This is a genomic window from Paenibacillus sp. FW126-R14 (assembly GCF_058789495.1).
On record NZ_JBYTBS010000023.1, the window covers coordinates 35,434 to 51,497 of the forward strand.

A 16,064-nucleotide genomic window follows, 5' to 3' on the forward strand; every position below is an offset into this window, starting at 1 on the left:
CGGGGTTGCATAGAAAAAGAGACAGCCCTCAGGAGGTCTATGTGCTTTCGGACCTGGAGGGCTGCCTTGTCTTATTATTTTACAGTTTGAGGGCCAGAGCTTTCGCTGCCGGAGACATTGGAAATCGTTGCAGTCGCATCCAACTTGGTTTCTTCCCGAAGCAGATAGCCGAAAAACAGGATGTAGTAGGACACGATGATGAAGAAGACGCCCGCGGTTACCGGATCTTTGGTAAATTGCGACGGATCGGCCGGATTCATACTGGCAGGGTCGGCGGAAAGTGCGATGAACGCCAGTCGATAGCCGATACGGCTAAGAAATAGCACGAGAACAGCGATTTCGATCCACAGGTGAGTGCGGTAGTACCAGCCGTCGGACCGATGCTCAAACCGGGTATGGCGAATGGCGGTGAGCCCGAGTCCCGTTCCGGCGGCAAGGCCGATGATATAGCCGATGAAATGAATCGGATGGATGAAGCCCAGCAGGAAAATGAATATCCCCAGAATGCTGAACAGTGTGAGCCGGAACTTGAGCCGGCCTTTGGACAGCTTTTGAAAGCCGATGGTGCGTTTGGTTCGACGGTAAATAATAAAGCCAATGAGAACAATCGGGATGGCGTAATGCATCCAATCTTGCATAGGTGTTCCTCCATTTCGTTTGCAGCATTTTACTTATTGTAGCAAATTTAGGCAGCTTGTCATGAGAAATCTTATTCCGTTTACAAAAAACTGTCATACACTTAATAGTAGTGCTATAAACTTACTATTACACACAAAATGCGCCGCAAGGAGTTGACATGGAAATGGCTCTAATCACTCACGTTAATGTATGTAATGCTGACAATGAAATTTACTGTTGTCTTCGGAATAAAGTTGTAAAGCTGGATGCCCAGCAGCAGAAGCATTTCTGTCAAGGCTGTAAAATGTTTGCCGGCGATGCAGACACTTATGGACGCGGTGTAACTTGTGCATGGGAAGATCTGAGAGTCGTCAGCAATCCCCATATCGTCAAAGATCCGCTTGAAGAATTTGCCCAAAATCAAATCAAAGAAGTGCCGACTGAGGGGCCGGCCCTGTTTCTATATACAACAGAATGGTAAAACATATCCTATTTGATTTCGATGGAACACTTGTCGATTCCAGAGCTTTGCTCGTGAAGTTGTACAATGAAATGGCGGGACAGCATCAATTTCGCAAAATCCGCGAACAGGATTTTGCGCTTCTCAGAACGCTTTCCATGGCGGAGCGGGTTAATCACTTGGGCGTGCCGGCCCTGCAGATTCCTAAACTCATCATCGCCGGAAGGCAGCTATATCAAGATAACATACGTGCGCTTCATATCGTGCCGGGAATGAAAGAGGTCGTAGCCAAACTTGCCTCCCAGGGGGTGAAAAGCTCTATTCTCTCTTCCAATTCGGAAGCGAACATCCGTCTGTTTTTGAAAAATAACAAGATGGAAGGCTACTTTAGGGAAATTATTTCCGCCAAGCTCCTTTTCGGCAAGCATCATGCCATTCGCAAAGTCATGAAGCAATGGGGCACAACGGCTGCGCGGATGATTTACGTCGGAGATGAATTAAGAGATATCGAGGCCTGCAAGAAATTAGGCGTGCCGATTGTGGCGGTCACATGGGGGTTTGACGCCCGGCCTCTGCTGTATAGAGGACAGCCCGATTATTTTGCAAATACCCCGGGGGAGCTGTTGAAGACGCTTCAGGGGTTAGTATGACTGCGCAGCTGCCTAAGCACCCTTGAGGCGGCTATTTGCGTTTCCGGCTGAAGAGCGCCGGGATGCCGGAGGCGCAAAATTCGCAGTAACGGTCATGCATCATGTAAAATGGCAAAGAGAGGATCTATTTGATGAAGGAGAAGTGTCATGTTATTTTATTTCATCTTAATTTTGGTTACGGCCGTTGATCAAATATCGAAGGTCTGGATTCGTTCCATGTTGAAAGTGGGAGAATCCATGCCGTTCTATAAGGACATTATTTCGTTTACATATTATCAAAATACGGGAGCGGCAGGCAGTTCGCTGCAGGGATGGGGCCGTTACCTCGGTATTTTGGCCGTCGTTATTGTCGCTGTCATTCTCTACTTCCGGAAAACGGGGCGCATCCAAGGCTACCTCATGCAAGCTGGAGCGGCTTTTTTCGCGGGCGGGGCAATCGGAAATGGCATTGAGCGTCTGCTGTTCGGGAAAGTAACGGATTTTATCGTTTTCCGTTCGGGGAATGGCATCATGAATGTGGCGGATTTGGCGATTAATTTGGGCGTCGTCTGTTTTGCCTTGGAAATGTTAATCTCATTTCTTAGGAAAAGGTATAGCAAAGAAAAAATCCTCTCGTAAATATAGGTCTAATATACTATAATTATAGATCTAAGGAACTATAATTATCCTTTTATACGGGAGTATGAAAAGGGTTCATGTTAGACTGGAGATGATCGTGTGAGTCTGGAGAGAAAGGCTTTGATCGATGAATTTTTTGCTATGATTCGTAAGTTGAATCGGACAGGCGCTGATATTATACATGTAAGGGATTTTTTCTGGAAATCTTCCGAAATGCGCGGCTTCGTTCCTCCGACAGTAGAATTCATGACGGTTCTCAAGACGTATAACGCCGTCTTATTTCATGAATTCCGCAAATCGCTTGTTCCCAATACAAGTATGAATATATTGGCGAATGTTCATATGGAAGCGGGAGAAGCGCTGATCAGCTTGGGGATTACAAGCTTGGAGCAGCTGGAGCTGGCGGTAAAAGGCAAAGTTACGGCACAAGCGAATAACGCATAAAAAAAGCTGCCCCCAAAGTCATCGTAGATGACGAGGGGCAGCTTTTTGCATAGGGTTCGTGTAAGGGAGCCACGCCACGAAGAGGCTATTCTTCTTTGCTCTGCTGCATGGCCGCACGAAGCTTGTCAGCGAGCGAGTTGCCGATCCCTGCTTGATCGGAATACTGCTCGATTAATTGACGATTCGCTTTGGCTGAGGCACGGCGGCCGCCGCCGGAAGCTTCATTGTCCACCTTCTCGACCACGTTGCAGGGACGGCATTGAAAATACTTGCCGGATTTGCCTGTGTGAATCTCCATCTTTTTATGACACTGGGGACAACGGTGATTCGTCAGCTGTCCGTCCGCTTCCCGCTTGTAGGAGCATTCCCGGCTGGAGCAAACGAGATAACGGCCTCTTTTTCCCTTAACTTCCTGAAGAAATTGTCCGCAATCCGGACATTTGCTGCCCGTTAAGTTATGCGGCTTATAGGCGGCATCGCTTTTCTTAACCTCGCTAACTAATTCCACAGTTTTTGCGCGAATCCCGCTTAAAAATTTGTCCATGCTGCCTTTGCCCTTGGCGATGCGTTCGAGCTCCTGCTCCCAACGCGCGGTCAGCTCAGGGGAACGCAGCTCTTCCGAGGCGAGCTCAATCAACTGCTTGCCCTTGCCTGTCGGAATGAGCTGGGAGCCTTGACGCTCGATGGTGTCGGAAGCGACCAGCTTCTCGATAATATCCGCGCGCGTTGCCGGCGTGCCAAGGCCCCATTTCTCCATCTGCGCCAGCAAAGAGGCTTCGTTGTATCTGCCCGGCGGCTTGGTCTGGCGGTTCAACTGGCGGGCTTGTTTGACGGTAACGGGATCCTTCTCTTTGGCCTGCGGCAGCAGCTGAGAGGCATCGTCATCCGTGTCCGTTTCTTCCCGGTCGGGATCGGTGAAATCGTTAGCGCCGTAAACTTCTTTCCAGCCGGCCTGCTTCACCACTTTGCCTGATGCATACAGCTTCTCGCCGGCTATGTCGACGGTCAGCTTCGTTTCGTCGTAGCGGCAAGGGCCATAGAACAAGGCCAGGAATCTGCGTACGATTAGATCGTAGAGCCGGCGCTCGTCTGCACTTAAGGCGGCAAGCGAAACTGCTTCGCCGGTCGGTATGATCGCATGGTGATCGGATACTTTGGCATCGTCGACAATGCGCTTTGTGATCGTTAACGGCTTGCGCAGCAGCGGAGCGGCGAGCGGCGCATAGGGACCGATCGCGGCGCCCTTGAGCCGGCCAGCCAAGGTCGCAGCCATATCCGAAGTCAGATAGCGTGAATCCGTCCGCGGATAGGTGACGATCTTGTACTGTTCGTACAATCTTTGCAGGACGTTCGACGTCTGTTTGGCCGAAAAGCCGAATTTGCGGTTGGCGTCGCGCTGAAGCTCCGTCAAATCGTAAGCAAGCGGGTGGGGAATCTGCTTCTCCGTTTGCTGAATCTGAGCGATGCGGCCGCTTTGGCCCTGCAGCTTCGCTTTCAGGCTGTCTGCGCGCTCGCGGTCGAAAATGCGCGTGTCTCCCGTTTTGGGGTCCCGCCACGCTGCGCGGAAAGAGCCCAAATCGGCTTCGATTAACCAATAGTCGACGGACCGGAAATCCCGGATTTCCGCCTCGCGGTTAATCATCATGGCCAGCGTGGGCGTTTGCACACGCCCGGCGGACAAGGACGCGCCGAACTTGCTGGTCAGCGCGCGCGTTACATTAAGGCCGATCAGCCAATCGGCCTCGGAACGGCAGACGGCTGCTTGATACAGCCGGTTGTAGTCTGTGCCCGGCTTTAGCTTCGAGAAGCCTTCGCGAATCGCCTGATCCGTCTGCGACGAAATCCAAAGCCGTTTGAACGGCTTCTTCCAGCGGATCAGCTCCATAATCCAGCGGGCGACGAGCTCGCCTTCCCGCCCGGCGTCCGTCGCAATGACCAGTTCGGCGAGATCGCCGCGCCGGCTCAGCTGCTCGATTCCGCGGAACTGATGCGACGTTTCCTTCATGACCTTGAGCTTCATGCGCTCAGGGAGGATGGGAAGATCCTCCAAATTCCAAGTTTTGTACTTGGTATCGTAATCATCGGGCTCGGCGAGGGTAACGAGGTGGCCTAGCGCCCAGGTGACGACATATTTGGCGCCTTCGTAATGGTGTTTCTGTTTCTGATTGCAGCCGAGTACGCGGGCGATTTCTTTGGCGACGCTCGGTTTTTCAGTGAGCACAAGAGTTTTCATAGGAATAATGACCTCATTTCTTATTACAAATTAGCATAAGCGAAAGACGATTTCTTTTCAAATAGGGATAAAATATGGGTAAATAATCCTAAAGAATTTTGTCGAATAACGATTGATTTTGCCTGCTTTTGTCCTAATTTCAAGGTATAATAAACGTATGGGATAAGAAAGGAGCTGACGCAAGGATGGGACGCAAATTTGCTTATTTCTCCAGCCAATCGATGAAAATGAAGTTTCAAGTGTGGATTGGCGTCGCAATTTTGGCTCTGGCCTTATCAATTATTACTCCTTTTTACTGGATAGAGAAGAAAAACCTGATCCATGAAGCGGAAAGTCAGCTTAAACAAATCATTGCGTTGCAAAGCTTATACATAGAAAGATGGAATCAGGAAAAGCTGGATGCGATCAAACGGTTCGCTCTTTCGGATAATGCCAAATTTCACAGGATCGGCGATTTAAACCGGGAGTTTCAGAATTATGCCGGTGTCAATTCGGAATTTGATTCCCTTAATTTCGTGGAGAAGGACGGGACGATTCATGCGGGCAATAACTCCTTTATATATGTAGGAGACCGGCCGTTTTTTAAAAATGCGCTCGATAAGAAAAGTTTTATTTCCGGTGTTGACCTATCGAAAGAAACCGGAAAGCCGATTATTACGTTTTCAGCTCCGGTACTTGGCGATCACAACGACTTTAAAGGCGTTGTGATGGGCGTAGTCACGCTCAATATGCTGGATCAGCTAATGAAGCAGCTCCGCTTCGGTGAAACGGGAGAGGTTTATGTCTTGGATGCCAAAGGGCAAATCGTCACCGCTTCAGGGGATCCGGGGATAAGCGGCGAGGCCCTTCACACCACAATGTCATCTGAAATTATCCAAAGAGCCAAGACCGGCAGCATATCGAGCGAGGTGTATACAGGCTTTCATGGTGAACAAGTATTCGGGCAATATCAATGGTCGACAGAGAAAAACTGGATTGTCGTCGGCGAAATCACGCAAAAGGAAGTTTTCCAGAAATTAAATCAATTAGTCATCACGATCATTTTCATTTCCCTAATCGCCTTCCTTGTCAGCATCCTTGCAGCGGTAACGATCGCTTCGCGAATTGAGAGACCGATCCGCTATTTGCTTCGTGCGACCCAGCACATCCGCCAAGGAAATTACCATTACCAAATAGATCCGGGTGAAATCAGAAGCGCTCCGGTCGAGCTGAAATTGCTGGTCAACACGTTTAATTTGATGTCTGAAAAGCTGAAGCAGACGATTTCTCTTCTGGAGGTTTCCGCTTTGGTTGATCAATTGACGGATATCCCTAATCGCCGGTACATGATGTCCGAAGGGTATGAACAGCTGAAGGCGTGCATCGCAGCGGGACATACGTGTTCAGTCCTGATGATGGATATCGACCATTTTAAAAAAGTGAATGATACGCATGGGCATTTAGTGGGAGACCGCGTTCTGCTGCATACAGCCTCTCTGTTGAAACGGTTGGCGGACAACCAGACGATTGTGGCGCGTTACGGAGGGGAAGAATTCATTTTATTATGCCTGCGGAAAAATGCCCGGGACAGCGCACTTATGGCTGAGGAAATCCGGGCGCGGATCGAGATGGAACCATGCAGGGATGACAAGGTCACGGTGCCGGTAACAGTCAGTATCGGGGTCGCTGCATTCTCACCGAAGCTGGAGTACGGCACTATCGTGCTTGAAGATATGATCTCCCGAGCGGATCATGCGCTGTATCGTGCGAAAACAGCCGGACGCAACCGGGTCGAGCTGGATCGATGAGAAATCATGGGTCTGGCTTTTTTTCATTTTGCATATTTTTATGCAATTTAGTGGTCAGAATCCCGAAGGATTAGTGTATAATAGTCAGGGAGTTAAAGAATTACCAACATTTGGGGGGCTAACCATGCAAAACGTATCTTTAAGTCCGATGGGAATTGGGAGAATTTTAGACCGCAGCTTCCAATTGTATCGGAAACACTTCTTAGTATTAACATTGATCATGCTGATTTTATACGGCCCTTTTTATCTCCTTCAGCACTTATTGACTTATCAAGAAACTGCAATGACATCGGGGTCGATTTTGGAGCAAATTCGAAATGGCGGCTCGCTGGAGAATATGTTTGGGCCAAATTCTACTTTCCTGCAAAATGACCCGGCATCCCGTGGTGAAGGATACTTATGGAGAACGCTCGTTTTGGTGCTGGTATTGATCCCGATTATGATGTTAGGACTCATGCCGGCCTCGGTCGCATCTGTCGTTCATCTTGTGAAAGCCAGTCTGTATGGGGAAGAAACTCCCGGCGTAGGGCAATTATTAAGGAAATCGTTCGCAAGATTCTGGCCTCTCGCAGGCAGTACGTTCTTATTCGGGCTCATTACAATTGGAATTTATTTGGGAATAGCTATTGTAATAGGTATTTTCGCTATTATTTTTGCTGTAGGCGGAAGCTTATCGAATGCTGCAGGAGGCTTTGGCGGCGGTGCGTTAGTGTTTACCATTGTATTTTTTACCCTGCTTGGTTTAGGATCGCTATTCACGTTTGCTTATTTTGTTATTCGTTGGGGTTACTGTCTGCCTGTAGTTGCTCTGGGGGAGGATTCCGTCGGCATCGGCAACAGCTGGAGATTAACGCGCAAAAGTTTCTGGCGTCTATTCGGAATGTATGTTGTGCTTACGCTGATTTTGTATCTCTTTCTGATCGTTGTTCAGCTGGTTATTGCCGCTGTTTTCGGTTTAGGGCTTGGAGCGCAGCTGCTGCAAAGCTTGATTTCCATCCTGGTTATGTCGCTTTGGTTCCTGCCGTATGCGGTGAGCTTCTTCGATTTGAAGGTGCGGAATGAAGGACTGGGCCTTCAATCTTTAATCGATAGCACGATTCCTGAGATGGGGAACGAACACATACAAATTCCTATTGATCTGGATAAAAAGAATGATTAATGCTTCTGTTAATTCTTTGCAGGAAGATAAACAGCAATTGCTGGAGATATTGAAGCAGGATGAATATACGGCTTATGAAGCGAAACAAAACGGATCGCTCTGGTCATGGCTGGAGCCCGTATTTCGCAAGATCAAGAGCTGGCTGCCTCATTTTGAGGTGTCTGACACGGTTACGGACTGGCTGACTGTAGGGGTCGCGATTTTGCTGCTGGGCATTGCCGCTTTTGCGATCTATTGGTTCGTGAAACAAATCATATGGCAAAAGAGGGTTCGTTCGGAAGCTTATTTGCCGGAAGGTCAAGTAAGCCGGTCTTACCGCCATTATTGGCAGCAGGCAGCGGATCTCAGAGGAGTGGGCGACTGGCGGGAGGGAGTGCGCTCCGTCTTTCTGACACTTCTGTTTTACATGGAAGACGCGCGTTTGATCCGTGTGGAGAAATGGAAAACAAATTGGGAATATGCGGAGGAGCTGAAGAGCGCAGCTTCTTCGTTGGTTCCTTTGTTTGAGGAGAGCTCGCTGCTTTTCGAGCGTATCTGGTACGGGAAGGAAGCTGTGACCGAGCAGCAGTTTATTTGGCTGTACGAACAGGTTGCCAGGGTTATCGGCAGGAAGGGGGGCGATGGCGATGACGCAAGGGCCGATTAAGCTTTATGCGGGACTAGCCCTCAGCATCGTGCTGTTTCTCGGACTAGGCTACTGGCTGGTGAAGCCGAAGCTTCCGGATCAGCCGCCCTATCTTTCCTTCTCAGCGGACGTAGACGGGACGAAAGCCTGGAAAGAGCTGCTCGGCACGAAGCAGACAGCCGTTAAGGAATGGCGGCTGGATTGGAAATACTTGCCTAGCGGCAGTTCTTCGATGCTGTTAGTCGCCATTCAGCCGTCCGCTGTGACGAAGTCGGACCGGGAGCAATTGCTGAAATGGGTACAAGCCGGCAATGACGCTATTTTGTTTGATCGCGACCCTGAAAGGTGGGCGTCTTGGGAAGTTCTTCCGGTGGAGGGGGGCGCGAAGGACGACAGCCTCTCGACGATTCGGGTCCAGCCGGGCTATACGCCAGCGGAGGGGACGCTGACAGGCAGAGTAGACACCCTCTACAGAATTAAGCCTGACAGCGGCGGGCAGGCGCTGTTCGAGGATGACCGCGGCGTGCTCGCCAGCCGCGTACAGGAAGGGGCTGGCAGCATCACCGTGGTGCTGACCCCGGATTGGATGCAAAATGGGATGATTGACGAAGCGTCCCATTTCGAACTGATCTGGCCGCTGTTCGCGAAGTCCTGGGACGCCGTGTGGGTCGATGAGACCCATCACGGCTTCGGGACGAAGCCCGGACTGCTGGCCGTCTATCCCGCGTGGCTCGTGTTCGCCAGCGTGCAGCTCGGTCTAGCGCTGCTGCTGTGGCTCTGGCTGCGCGGCAAGCGCTTCGGTCCCGTCCATACGCCGCGGGCGTGGACGGTCCGCCGCGGCGACGAAGGCGTACACGCCGTCGCCGCTTGGTACGAGCGCCTCGGCTACCGGCACGAGGCGCTCGCCCAGCAGCAGCTGTTCCTGCGGCAGCTGCTGCATCAGCGCTGGGGGCTTAGCCCCAGCGCCAGCCCTTCGCAGGCCGCGGAGACTGCGCGCGGCCGGATGTCGGAAGCGCAGGCGGCGCAGCTTGCGCGTCTGCTTGCGCCGCCGCCTGCGAGCGGCGGCGTGAGCGCCAAAGCGTTCGTGCAGCGAACGCGGGAGATGGGCGAGATGATCGCCTACTTGGAGAAGGAGTGAGCGTAATGAATGAACTTATACAAGCGATGGAACAGCGCGTGTTCGGTCAAAAGCTGAACACCAGGCTGCTCATCACCGCCCTGTTAGCCGGGGGACATGTCCTGCTGGAAGGGGTGCCGGGCCTGGGGAAAACCAAAATGGCGCGCACGCTGGCGGAATTATTGGGCGGCGAGTACCGGCGCATCCAATTTACGCCGGATTTGATGCCCGCAGATATTACGGGCAGTGTGATTTATCAGATGCAGGATCATTCGTTTAAGACGATCCAGGGGCCGATTTTCACCCATGTGCTGCTGGCTGATGAAATTAACCGTTCCGGTCCAAAGACGCAAGCGGCTTTGCTCGAAGCGATGGAAGAGCGGCAGGTGACGATTCAGGGGAATACCTACAAGCTGCCTAACCCGTTCTTTGTCGTAGCGACCCAAAATCCCGTTGAATACGAAGGCACTTACCCGCTGCCGGAAGCGCAGCTCGACCGCTTCCTGTTCAAGCTGGTGCTTGATTACCCCGGCGAAGAAGCCGAGGTCGCCATTCTTCGGGGACATGTGCCGTTTCATCAGCATCAAGACGAGCCGCTTCAGGCTCTGTTGACTCCTGAGCGAATCACGGAACTGCAGCGGAAGCTGGCGGATGTGGTGGTGGAGGATTCCTTGTACACTTACATCGCAACGATCGTCCGCAAAACCCGCGAGTCCAAAAAAGTTCAGCTGGGGGCAAGTCCGCGGGCCGGTATCGCCGTGCTGATGGCGAGCAAAGCCTGGGCTTTGCTGGATGGCCGGACGTATGTCACGCCAGACGATATTAAGCTTGTGGCGCGGCCTTCGCTGCGGCACAGACTGCTGCTGACACCGCAAGCGGAACTGGAGGGCGGAACAAGTGACCACATCATCCAAGAAACGCTCGGCTCTATTCCGGTTCCTAGATAAAACGATCTTTCAAGACTTCATCCTGCCTACGCGAAGATTTATTGTTATCGTGCTGGTTGGCGCTGCCTGTCTGCTGATCGCCGCTCCTCTGGATGCGGTCCTGCCGGTCTTCTGGAGCTTTAATGCGCTGCTGCTTGTGCTGAGCGCTGCGGATCTCCTTTTGCTGCCCAAGCGCGGCAGTTGGAGCTTACGCCGCACGCTTCCGGAGCAAGCGGATGTGAGAAGCACTTTTGATGTCAATCTTGAGCTTGAGATTTCGCAGCCTTCTTCCGTTCACATAGAGCTTATGGATCATGTGCCTTACACCTTCCGTTTGGTGAGCAGCCGATTAAGCGGAGCCTTTCGCGGGACGACTGCAGCTTTCGGTTACACGGCAACGGCTCTTGAAAGAGGCAAGTACGCTTTTGAATACGTGTATCTGCGCTATTCCGGCGGCATGGGACTTTGGCAGAAGCAGGTGCGAATCAGTTCCCGCGGTGCGATCGAGATTTATCCCGATTTGTCTCAGGTGCGCGGAGTGCTTAGCGCCGTTCAGGATACTTTAATTTTAGAAGGCCACCGTGTGTTTAAAAAGCAGCGCAGCGGCTCCGAATTTCACTATATTCGCGATTATGTGCAGGGGGATGACATCCGGCATATCAATTGGATCGCGTCGGCGCGTACGACGAAGCTGATGACGAACCATTTTCAACCGGAAAAAGGGAAGATTGTCACGCTCGTGCTGGATTGCGGCAGGCAAATGGCGATTGAGCTGGACGGGCAAGTGAAGCTGGACCGGACGCTGGAAGCTGCTTTGACGTTGGCTGCCGTAGCTCTCAAGCAGGGGGATCAAGTCGCGCTCATCGCCTACTCGAACGAGGTCAAAGTGTATGTGCCGGCGGGAAAAGGGCTCTCTCATTTACAGACGTTGACGAAGGCCGTGTATGATCTGAGCACCGATTTCGTTGAATCCGGCCCGCAGATCGCCTTCACGCATGTGCTGCGTTTTCTGAAAAAACGCTCGCTCATCGTATTGTTTTCAGATATGGAAAGCTATCTGTATAACGGGGAAATGCTGCCTTACGTGCAGCGGCTCCGCAGAAGTCACCATGTGCTGCTCCTCTCCTTGCAGGACCCGCTTATTCATCAATGGGTGCGCATCCGCGCTGAGGATAGCCGGCAGGCTTACCGGCAGAGCGTGGCTCACAAATTCGCGACGGATCGCTACGCTTACGTAAACGAAATGGCCGGCAGAGGCATTCCCGTGATGGATGTCCCCGCCGACCAACTGACGCTGAGCGCGGTTAATGCGTATTTGGATTTGAAAGCGGGCGATCGCTTATAGCGTTAATTGCGGTTGCCCGTTGGCTCTTTTGCGGCTGCCATATACATAATATAGAGCCAGGAGCAGCAGTGTAACGCCCGCGATGATGTATTTCATTTCGAGAGATAGCGTGGAAGGCGTAATGTAGCCTTCAATGATTCCCGCGATGACGAATAAAGGGATCGTGCCGATGAGAAGCTGGGCGGATTCCTTGGCCGACTCCAGGAAGCGCAGCTTGCGCGGATAGGGTCCTGGTACGAAGAAGCGATAGCCCATGTACAAACCGGCTCCGCCCGCGATAAAAATAGCCGTAAGCTCAATGATGCCATGGGGCAAAATGTACGCCCAGAATACATAGCTTTTCCCGGATTGCATGAAGACAGCCGCTAAGGCGCCGACGAGCAGGCCGTTGCTGATCATGAGGTAGACGGTGCCGATGCCAAGCGTCACACCGCTGATGAAGGCAAGCACGGCGACCCGGATGTTGTTCGTCATGATGGCCGTTGAAACAAGCGGGGAATGCAAGTCGCCGCGCGGATCTGCCGTTTTGGACGGATCGATGCTGTCCGCCATGGTTCCCGGCATAATCAGGGACAGATTGAGCGGATCTTTCCAGACCGACAGGAAGCCGAGCAAGCCTCCAAGCAGAAAAAGGACGAAGGCCAAGCCGACGAACAGGCTTCTGGCTTGAATCAGCGAAGGGAAGTAATGGAGGAAAAATTCCTTCAGTTGTGTGCTGCTCTTATTTCCTTCTTTATACATGACATTGTGCGCTTGGGAGACAAGGTGATTCAAATAAACCGTTGTTTCATGCGCCGGCGAGTACGTTTGCAGCGTCGCCAAATGGGCGGAAACGATTTTGTATAACTCGGTAAATCTGTTTATGTGACTGGCTTGCAGGCTGCGTTTTCTCTTACCAAGCTGGAGCAGCAGCTCTTCGAGCTCCGTCCATTGCGATTTGTGTTCCCGGATAAAGCGCGAGATGTCCATGAAAGCCTCCTAAGCGTTCTACTTGGCAAAACGTAAGGGTGAGTGAAGCGTTAGGCTTCCGTTTTGCGTTTTAACCTGTTCATTCTATCATATTTAAGTCTAGGATTACCATAATTTTGCAATGTTAAGGGAGATGCTATGAACGAATCTCTGGATAAAGAAGTAACCATCATTACCCCTGAGCAGGTGCAGCTGCAGTTCCAAACGGCCGGGATTGGCAGCAGATCGGTGGCGCATCTCTTGGACAGCCTCATTTTGGCAGGGATCAATGCGTTATTGTTTGTATTCGCTATTCTGGTGGCCCGGTTGTATTCAGGCGATTGGCTGCCTGCTCTTGCGGATTACGTCCTCGCAATTACCATCGTTTTATGGATTATATTGAATCTGGGTTACTTCATTGGTACGGAAGCTTTCATGGGCGGGCAAACGCCAGGCAAGAGAATACTCGGGCTGCGCGTCATTCAAAACAACGGCCAGTCGGCTACGATTTTATCCATTCTGATCAGGAATCTGTTTCGTTTGCTGGATATGATGCCGATGTTCTATTTTATTGGAGCGGTCAGCATCTTCTTAAGCTCGAAGGATAAGCGGATCGGGGATATGGTTGCCGGAACCATTGTCGTGATCGAAGCTCGTTTTGAACGGATCAAACGCAGGAAACGACTGGATAAGGCGATTTTTAGAAAAAACTATCCTGATATCGTATTGAATATCGAGGATGCTTTCAGACAGGAGATCACTGCGCAGGACTGGCAGCTTCTGCAGGCTTGGGTGGAGCGCGTACCTACGATGCCTGCAGTGAAATTGGCAGAGCTTGCCGCGCCTATTGCGCAGTATTTGGCCAATAAGTTGAATCAAAATCCCGGGATTGCCCAAGATGCTCCTGCGTTCTTAGTCAAGGTTTATGCGACTTTGCGAGAAGATTGGGAGATATAAATGAAATGGCGAACCAATGCGGTTGGCCGTACGTAGCGCTGCTCAGAGGAGGGAAAGTATGGGAACGTCAGCTGTCGTAGCCGGAGGAACAGGGTTAGTGGGACGCGAGCTGATCCGGCTGCTGCTCGAAGACCGTTCGTACGATAAAGTTATTGCGCTCGTGCGCAGGGACATGCAAGCCGGTCATCTTCGGGGGCATGAAAAGCTGGTCCAAGTGATTACCGATTACGACCGGTTGAATGAGGAGCTTGAACCTGTGATGCTGGGGGATGCTCACGTATTCTGCACATTGGGAACGACGATTAAAAAGGCCGGCTCTCAAGAGCAGTTTCGCAAAGTAGACTTCGAATACCCGATGAAACTGGGGGAAATCGCGAGCAGGGGGAAGGCGGGGGTTTTTGCCATCGTGACGGCGATGGGGGCAAACCCCGCGTCGTCTATTTTCTACAATCGCGTAAAAGGCGATGTCGAGCAGGGGCTGCGTTCACTGAATCTGCGTTCGCTCTACTTGCTGCGTCCCTCTCTGATCCTGGGGGACCGGGATGAGGTCCGTGTGGGCGAACAGATTGGCAGCCTGGTTTCCCGGGCGATTTCGCCGCTGATGATTGGCGGGCTTCGGACTTACCGTCCTATTCATGCGAGCACGATTGCCGCCGGATTAATTGCCTCTGCGAAGATGGGCGAGGCGGGTGCTCACATTGTGTCGTCCTCCCGCATTGCCGAGCTGGCTGCGAAGTAGGGACAGTTGGGGCCCTCAGCCATTATCGACGAATATACGTCTTCCTGATATGATTAGAGACGTTAATCATAAACGTGCCAAAATTGTTTGGGGAAAGCAGGTTTTATACCATGATCGATCATATTGTACTCGTGAAATTCGGAGAAACAACAACGCAAGAGCAGCTTCAAGAAGTCGTTGACCGCTTTAAAGCGCTTCGTCCTCATCTGACGGGGATCGTCGATATTCAAGCAGGGCTTAACTTTTCGGAGAAAAATAAAGGATATCAAGTAGTTTTATCGGTCCGCTTCGAGGACAGAGCTGCGCTGGAAGCATACGGTCCAAATCCGGAGCATCAAGCGGTCGCAGCTTATATTCGCGAAGTGGGTCGTGAAGATAGCTTGATCGTTGATATTGAGATTTAACGGGAAAAAGCTTCCTGCCTCTAATGGGGCGGGGAGCTTTTTAGATTGTTGAAGGGGCATTGCGATGCCCGCACACGCCCATCCCATGCAATCCGCTCTTATGCTCGCTCCCCCGCTAAACTCGCCCTTACTTTGCCCGTTCCTTCCGATACACGGAAGGTGCGCTGCCGCTCCATTTGTGGAACTGTTTGGAGAAATAGAGCGCATCGTTGAAGCCGACGGAAGAGGCCACCTGATCAATGGTCATGTCCGTTTCCAACAGCTGCTTGGCGCGTTCCATGCGGATTTTGAATAGGTACTGCATGGGGGCGAGGCCCGTGGCTTGTTTGAACATTTTGCATAAATAGGTTCGGTGGTAGCCTAATGTGCGGGCGAGATGCTCGATGGAGACGGTTTGCGTGTACTGCAGCTCCAGGTAACGGACCGCCTGATTGACCTGCCGCTGGATGTCCGTTTCTGTGGCAGGCTTCTCCGTCGCCTGAGGATTGCCCGTCCGGCCAAGCTCGCGGAGCAGCAGCCGAAGCCAGCCGGCGGCTGCGATATCCTCAAGCGCCGGCTGCATCGACGGATGAAAGCAGGAGCGGATGCGGCGGTAAAAGTGACGGATGGAGCGGGGGGAGCTTCCCGAAATGACGGCATTTTGCGGGGAAGCGCCAATTTGGGTCAGTGTCATGCCCGCACTCCGGCCATTAAAACCGACCCACGTATAGTGCCAAGGCTGCTCGGCATCCGCGGTGTAGCTAAACAACTCACCGGGGAAGATGATGAAGCTGTCGCCGGCTTCGCATGTGTAAGTGCGGTTATGCATCTCGAAAGTCCCTTTGCCGGCATGCACGGTGTGAATCAAATAATAATCATGGACGGCCGGTCCCATCTTGTGAAGAGGGTGGGGCTTGCCTTCTCCGCTAAAAAGCACGGACAGCTCGCTATTGCTCTCATGAGAATTAATGCTGACGGTATAATAGTTATGTTCTGCAATCATGGTTGCCTCGCATGTTTTTATTTTTAAGGTACCGCAATAAACTACAAATGTC

17 protein-coding genes are annotated in these 16,064 nt (G+C 51.8%); 13 read left to right on the forward strand and 4 right to left on the reverse strand.

Annotated elements, in window-relative coordinates:
- Window positions 1-74: 74 nt before the first annotated feature.
- The gene (locus tag AC3WRW_RS16180) at window positions 75-638 is read right to left on the reverse strand and encodes a CcdC protein domain-containing protein (protein WP_492547334.1); all 564 of its coding nucleotides are present in this window, start codon (window positions 636-638) and stop codon (window positions 75-77) included.
- A 164-nt stretch (window positions 639-802) separates the two neighbouring features.
- On the opposite strand from AC3WRW_RS16180, the gene AC3WRW_RS16185 reads away from it, so the two are divergent.
- The 4 genes from AC3WRW_RS16185 (at window position 803) to AC3WRW_RS16200 (ending at window position 2,790) form a co-directional block, all read left to right on the forward strand.
- The gene (locus tag AC3WRW_RS16185) at window positions 803-1,099 is read left to right on the forward strand and encodes a hypothetical protein (RefSeq protein ID WP_492547335.1); all 297 of its coding nucleotides are present in this window, start codon (window positions 803-805) and stop codon (window positions 1,097-1,099) included.
- The gene (locus AC3WRW_RS16190; protein WP_492547336.1) at window positions 1,093-1,728 is read left to right on the forward strand and encodes an HAD-IA family hydrolase; all 636 of its coding nucleotides are present in this window, start codon (window positions 1,093-1,095) and stop codon (window positions 1,726-1,728) included. Before AC3WRW_RS16185 ends, AC3WRW_RS16190 begins: the two co-directional genes overlap by 7 nt.
- Window positions 1,729-1,875: 147 nt before the next feature.
- Window positions 1,876-2,346, forward strand: a complete 471-nt coding sequence (lspA, locus tag AC3WRW_RS16195) for a signal peptidase II (protein ID WP_492547337.1) — start codon at window positions 1,876-1,878, stop codon at window positions 2,344-2,346.
- Between the two features lie 99 nt (window positions 2,347-2,445).
- The gene (locus AC3WRW_RS16200) at window positions 2,446-2,790 is read left to right on the forward strand and encodes a hypothetical protein (protein WP_492547338.1); all 345 of its coding nucleotides are present in this window, start codon (window positions 2,446-2,448) and stop codon (window positions 2,788-2,790) included.
- 85 nt (window positions 2,791-2,875) lie between these two features.
- Here AC3WRW_RS16200 and AC3WRW_RS16205 read toward each other — a convergent pair whose 3' ends face one another.
- Window positions 2,876-5,023, reverse strand: a complete 2,148-nt coding sequence (locus tag AC3WRW_RS16205) for a DNA topoisomerase III (RefSeq protein WP_492547339.1) — start codon at window positions 5,021-5,023, stop codon at window positions 2,876-2,878.
- 185 nt (window positions 5,024-5,208) lie between these two features.
- Here AC3WRW_RS16205 and AC3WRW_RS16210 point away from each other — a divergent pair, with 185 nt between their 5' ends.
- The 6 genes from AC3WRW_RS16210 to AC3WRW_RS16235 all read left to right on the forward strand — a co-directional run bounded on the left by AC3WRW_RS16210 (window position 5,209) and on the right by AC3WRW_RS16235 (window position 11,982).
- A complete protein-coding gene (locus tag AC3WRW_RS16210; RefSeq protein WP_492547340.1) occupies window positions 5,209-6,810 on the forward strand; it encodes a sensor domain-containing diguanylate cyclase in 1,602 nt (533 codons plus the stop codon).
- Window positions 6,811-6,934: 124 nt separating this feature from the next.
- Window positions 6,935-7,969 (forward strand): hypothetical protein, encoded by a 1,035-nt coding sequence (locus tag AC3WRW_RS16215; RefSeq protein ID WP_492547341.1) that lies wholly within the window; start codon window positions 6,935-6,937, stop codon window positions 7,967-7,969.
- Window positions 7,962-8,615, forward strand: coding sequence for a DUF4129 domain-containing protein (locus AC3WRW_RS16220; RefSeq protein ID WP_492547342.1), 654 nt, complete (start codon window positions 7,962-7,964; stop codon window positions 8,613-8,615). Before AC3WRW_RS16215 ends, AC3WRW_RS16220 begins: the two co-directional genes overlap by 8 nt.
- Window positions 8,590-9,732 carry a DUF4350 domain-containing protein gene (locus tag AC3WRW_RS16225; RefSeq protein ID WP_492547343.1) on the forward strand — a complete coding sequence of 381 codons (1,143 nt, stop codon included), beginning with the start codon at window positions 8,590-8,592 and terminating at the stop codon, window positions 9,730-9,732. Before AC3WRW_RS16220 ends, AC3WRW_RS16225 begins: the two co-directional genes overlap by 26 nt.
- 5 nt (window positions 9,733-9,737) lie before the next feature.
- Entirely contained in the window at window positions 9,738-10,658 is a 921-nt protein-coding gene (locus AC3WRW_RS16230; protein WP_492547344.1) for an AAA family ATPase, read from the forward strand.
- Complete coding sequence (locus AC3WRW_RS16235; protein ID WP_492547345.1) at window positions 10,609-11,982, forward strand: DUF58 domain-containing protein; 1,374 nt, start codon at window positions 10,609-10,611, stop codon at window positions 11,980-11,982. The genes AC3WRW_RS16230 and AC3WRW_RS16235 overlap by 50 nt, the downstream gene beginning before the upstream one ends.
- Here AC3WRW_RS16235 and AC3WRW_RS16240 read toward each other — a convergent pair.
- Window positions 11,977-12,951: a stage II sporulation protein M gene (locus tag AC3WRW_RS16240; protein WP_492547346.1), complete on the reverse strand. Its 975-nt coding sequence runs from the start codon at window positions 12,949-12,951 to the stop codon at window positions 11,977-11,979. The two genes, AC3WRW_RS16235 and AC3WRW_RS16240, sit on opposite strands and share 6 nt — an antisense overlap.
- A gap of 138 nt (window positions 12,952-13,089) precedes the next feature.
- Between AC3WRW_RS16240 and AC3WRW_RS16245 the strand changes: the two genes are divergently transcribed.
- From AC3WRW_RS16245 to AC3WRW_RS16255, 3 genes are all read left to right on the forward strand, one after another.
- Window positions 13,090-13,887: an RDD family protein gene (locus AC3WRW_RS16245; RefSeq protein ID WP_492547347.1), complete on the forward strand. Its 798-nt coding sequence runs from the start codon at window positions 13,090-13,092 to the stop codon at window positions 13,885-13,887.
- Between the two features lie 58 nt (window positions 13,888-13,945).
- Window positions 13,946-14,626 (forward strand): NAD(P)H-binding protein, encoded by a 681-nt coding sequence (locus AC3WRW_RS16250; protein ID WP_492547348.1) that lies wholly within the window; start codon window positions 13,946-13,948, stop codon window positions 14,624-14,626.
- 110 nt (window positions 14,627-14,736) lie between these two features.
- A complete protein-coding gene (locus tag AC3WRW_RS16255; protein ID WP_171687489.1) occupies window positions 14,737-15,030 on the forward strand; it encodes a Dabb family protein in 294 nt (97 codons plus the stop codon).
- Window positions 15,031-15,157: 127 nt separating this feature from the next.
- Here AC3WRW_RS16255 and AC3WRW_RS16260 read toward each other — a convergent pair whose 3' ends face one another.
- Complete coding sequence (locus AC3WRW_RS16260) at window positions 15,158-16,012, reverse strand: AraC family transcriptional regulator (protein ID WP_492547349.1); 855 nt, start codon at window positions 16,010-16,012, stop codon at window positions 15,158-15,160.
- Between the last annotated feature and the right edge of the window lie 52 nt (window positions 16,013-16,064).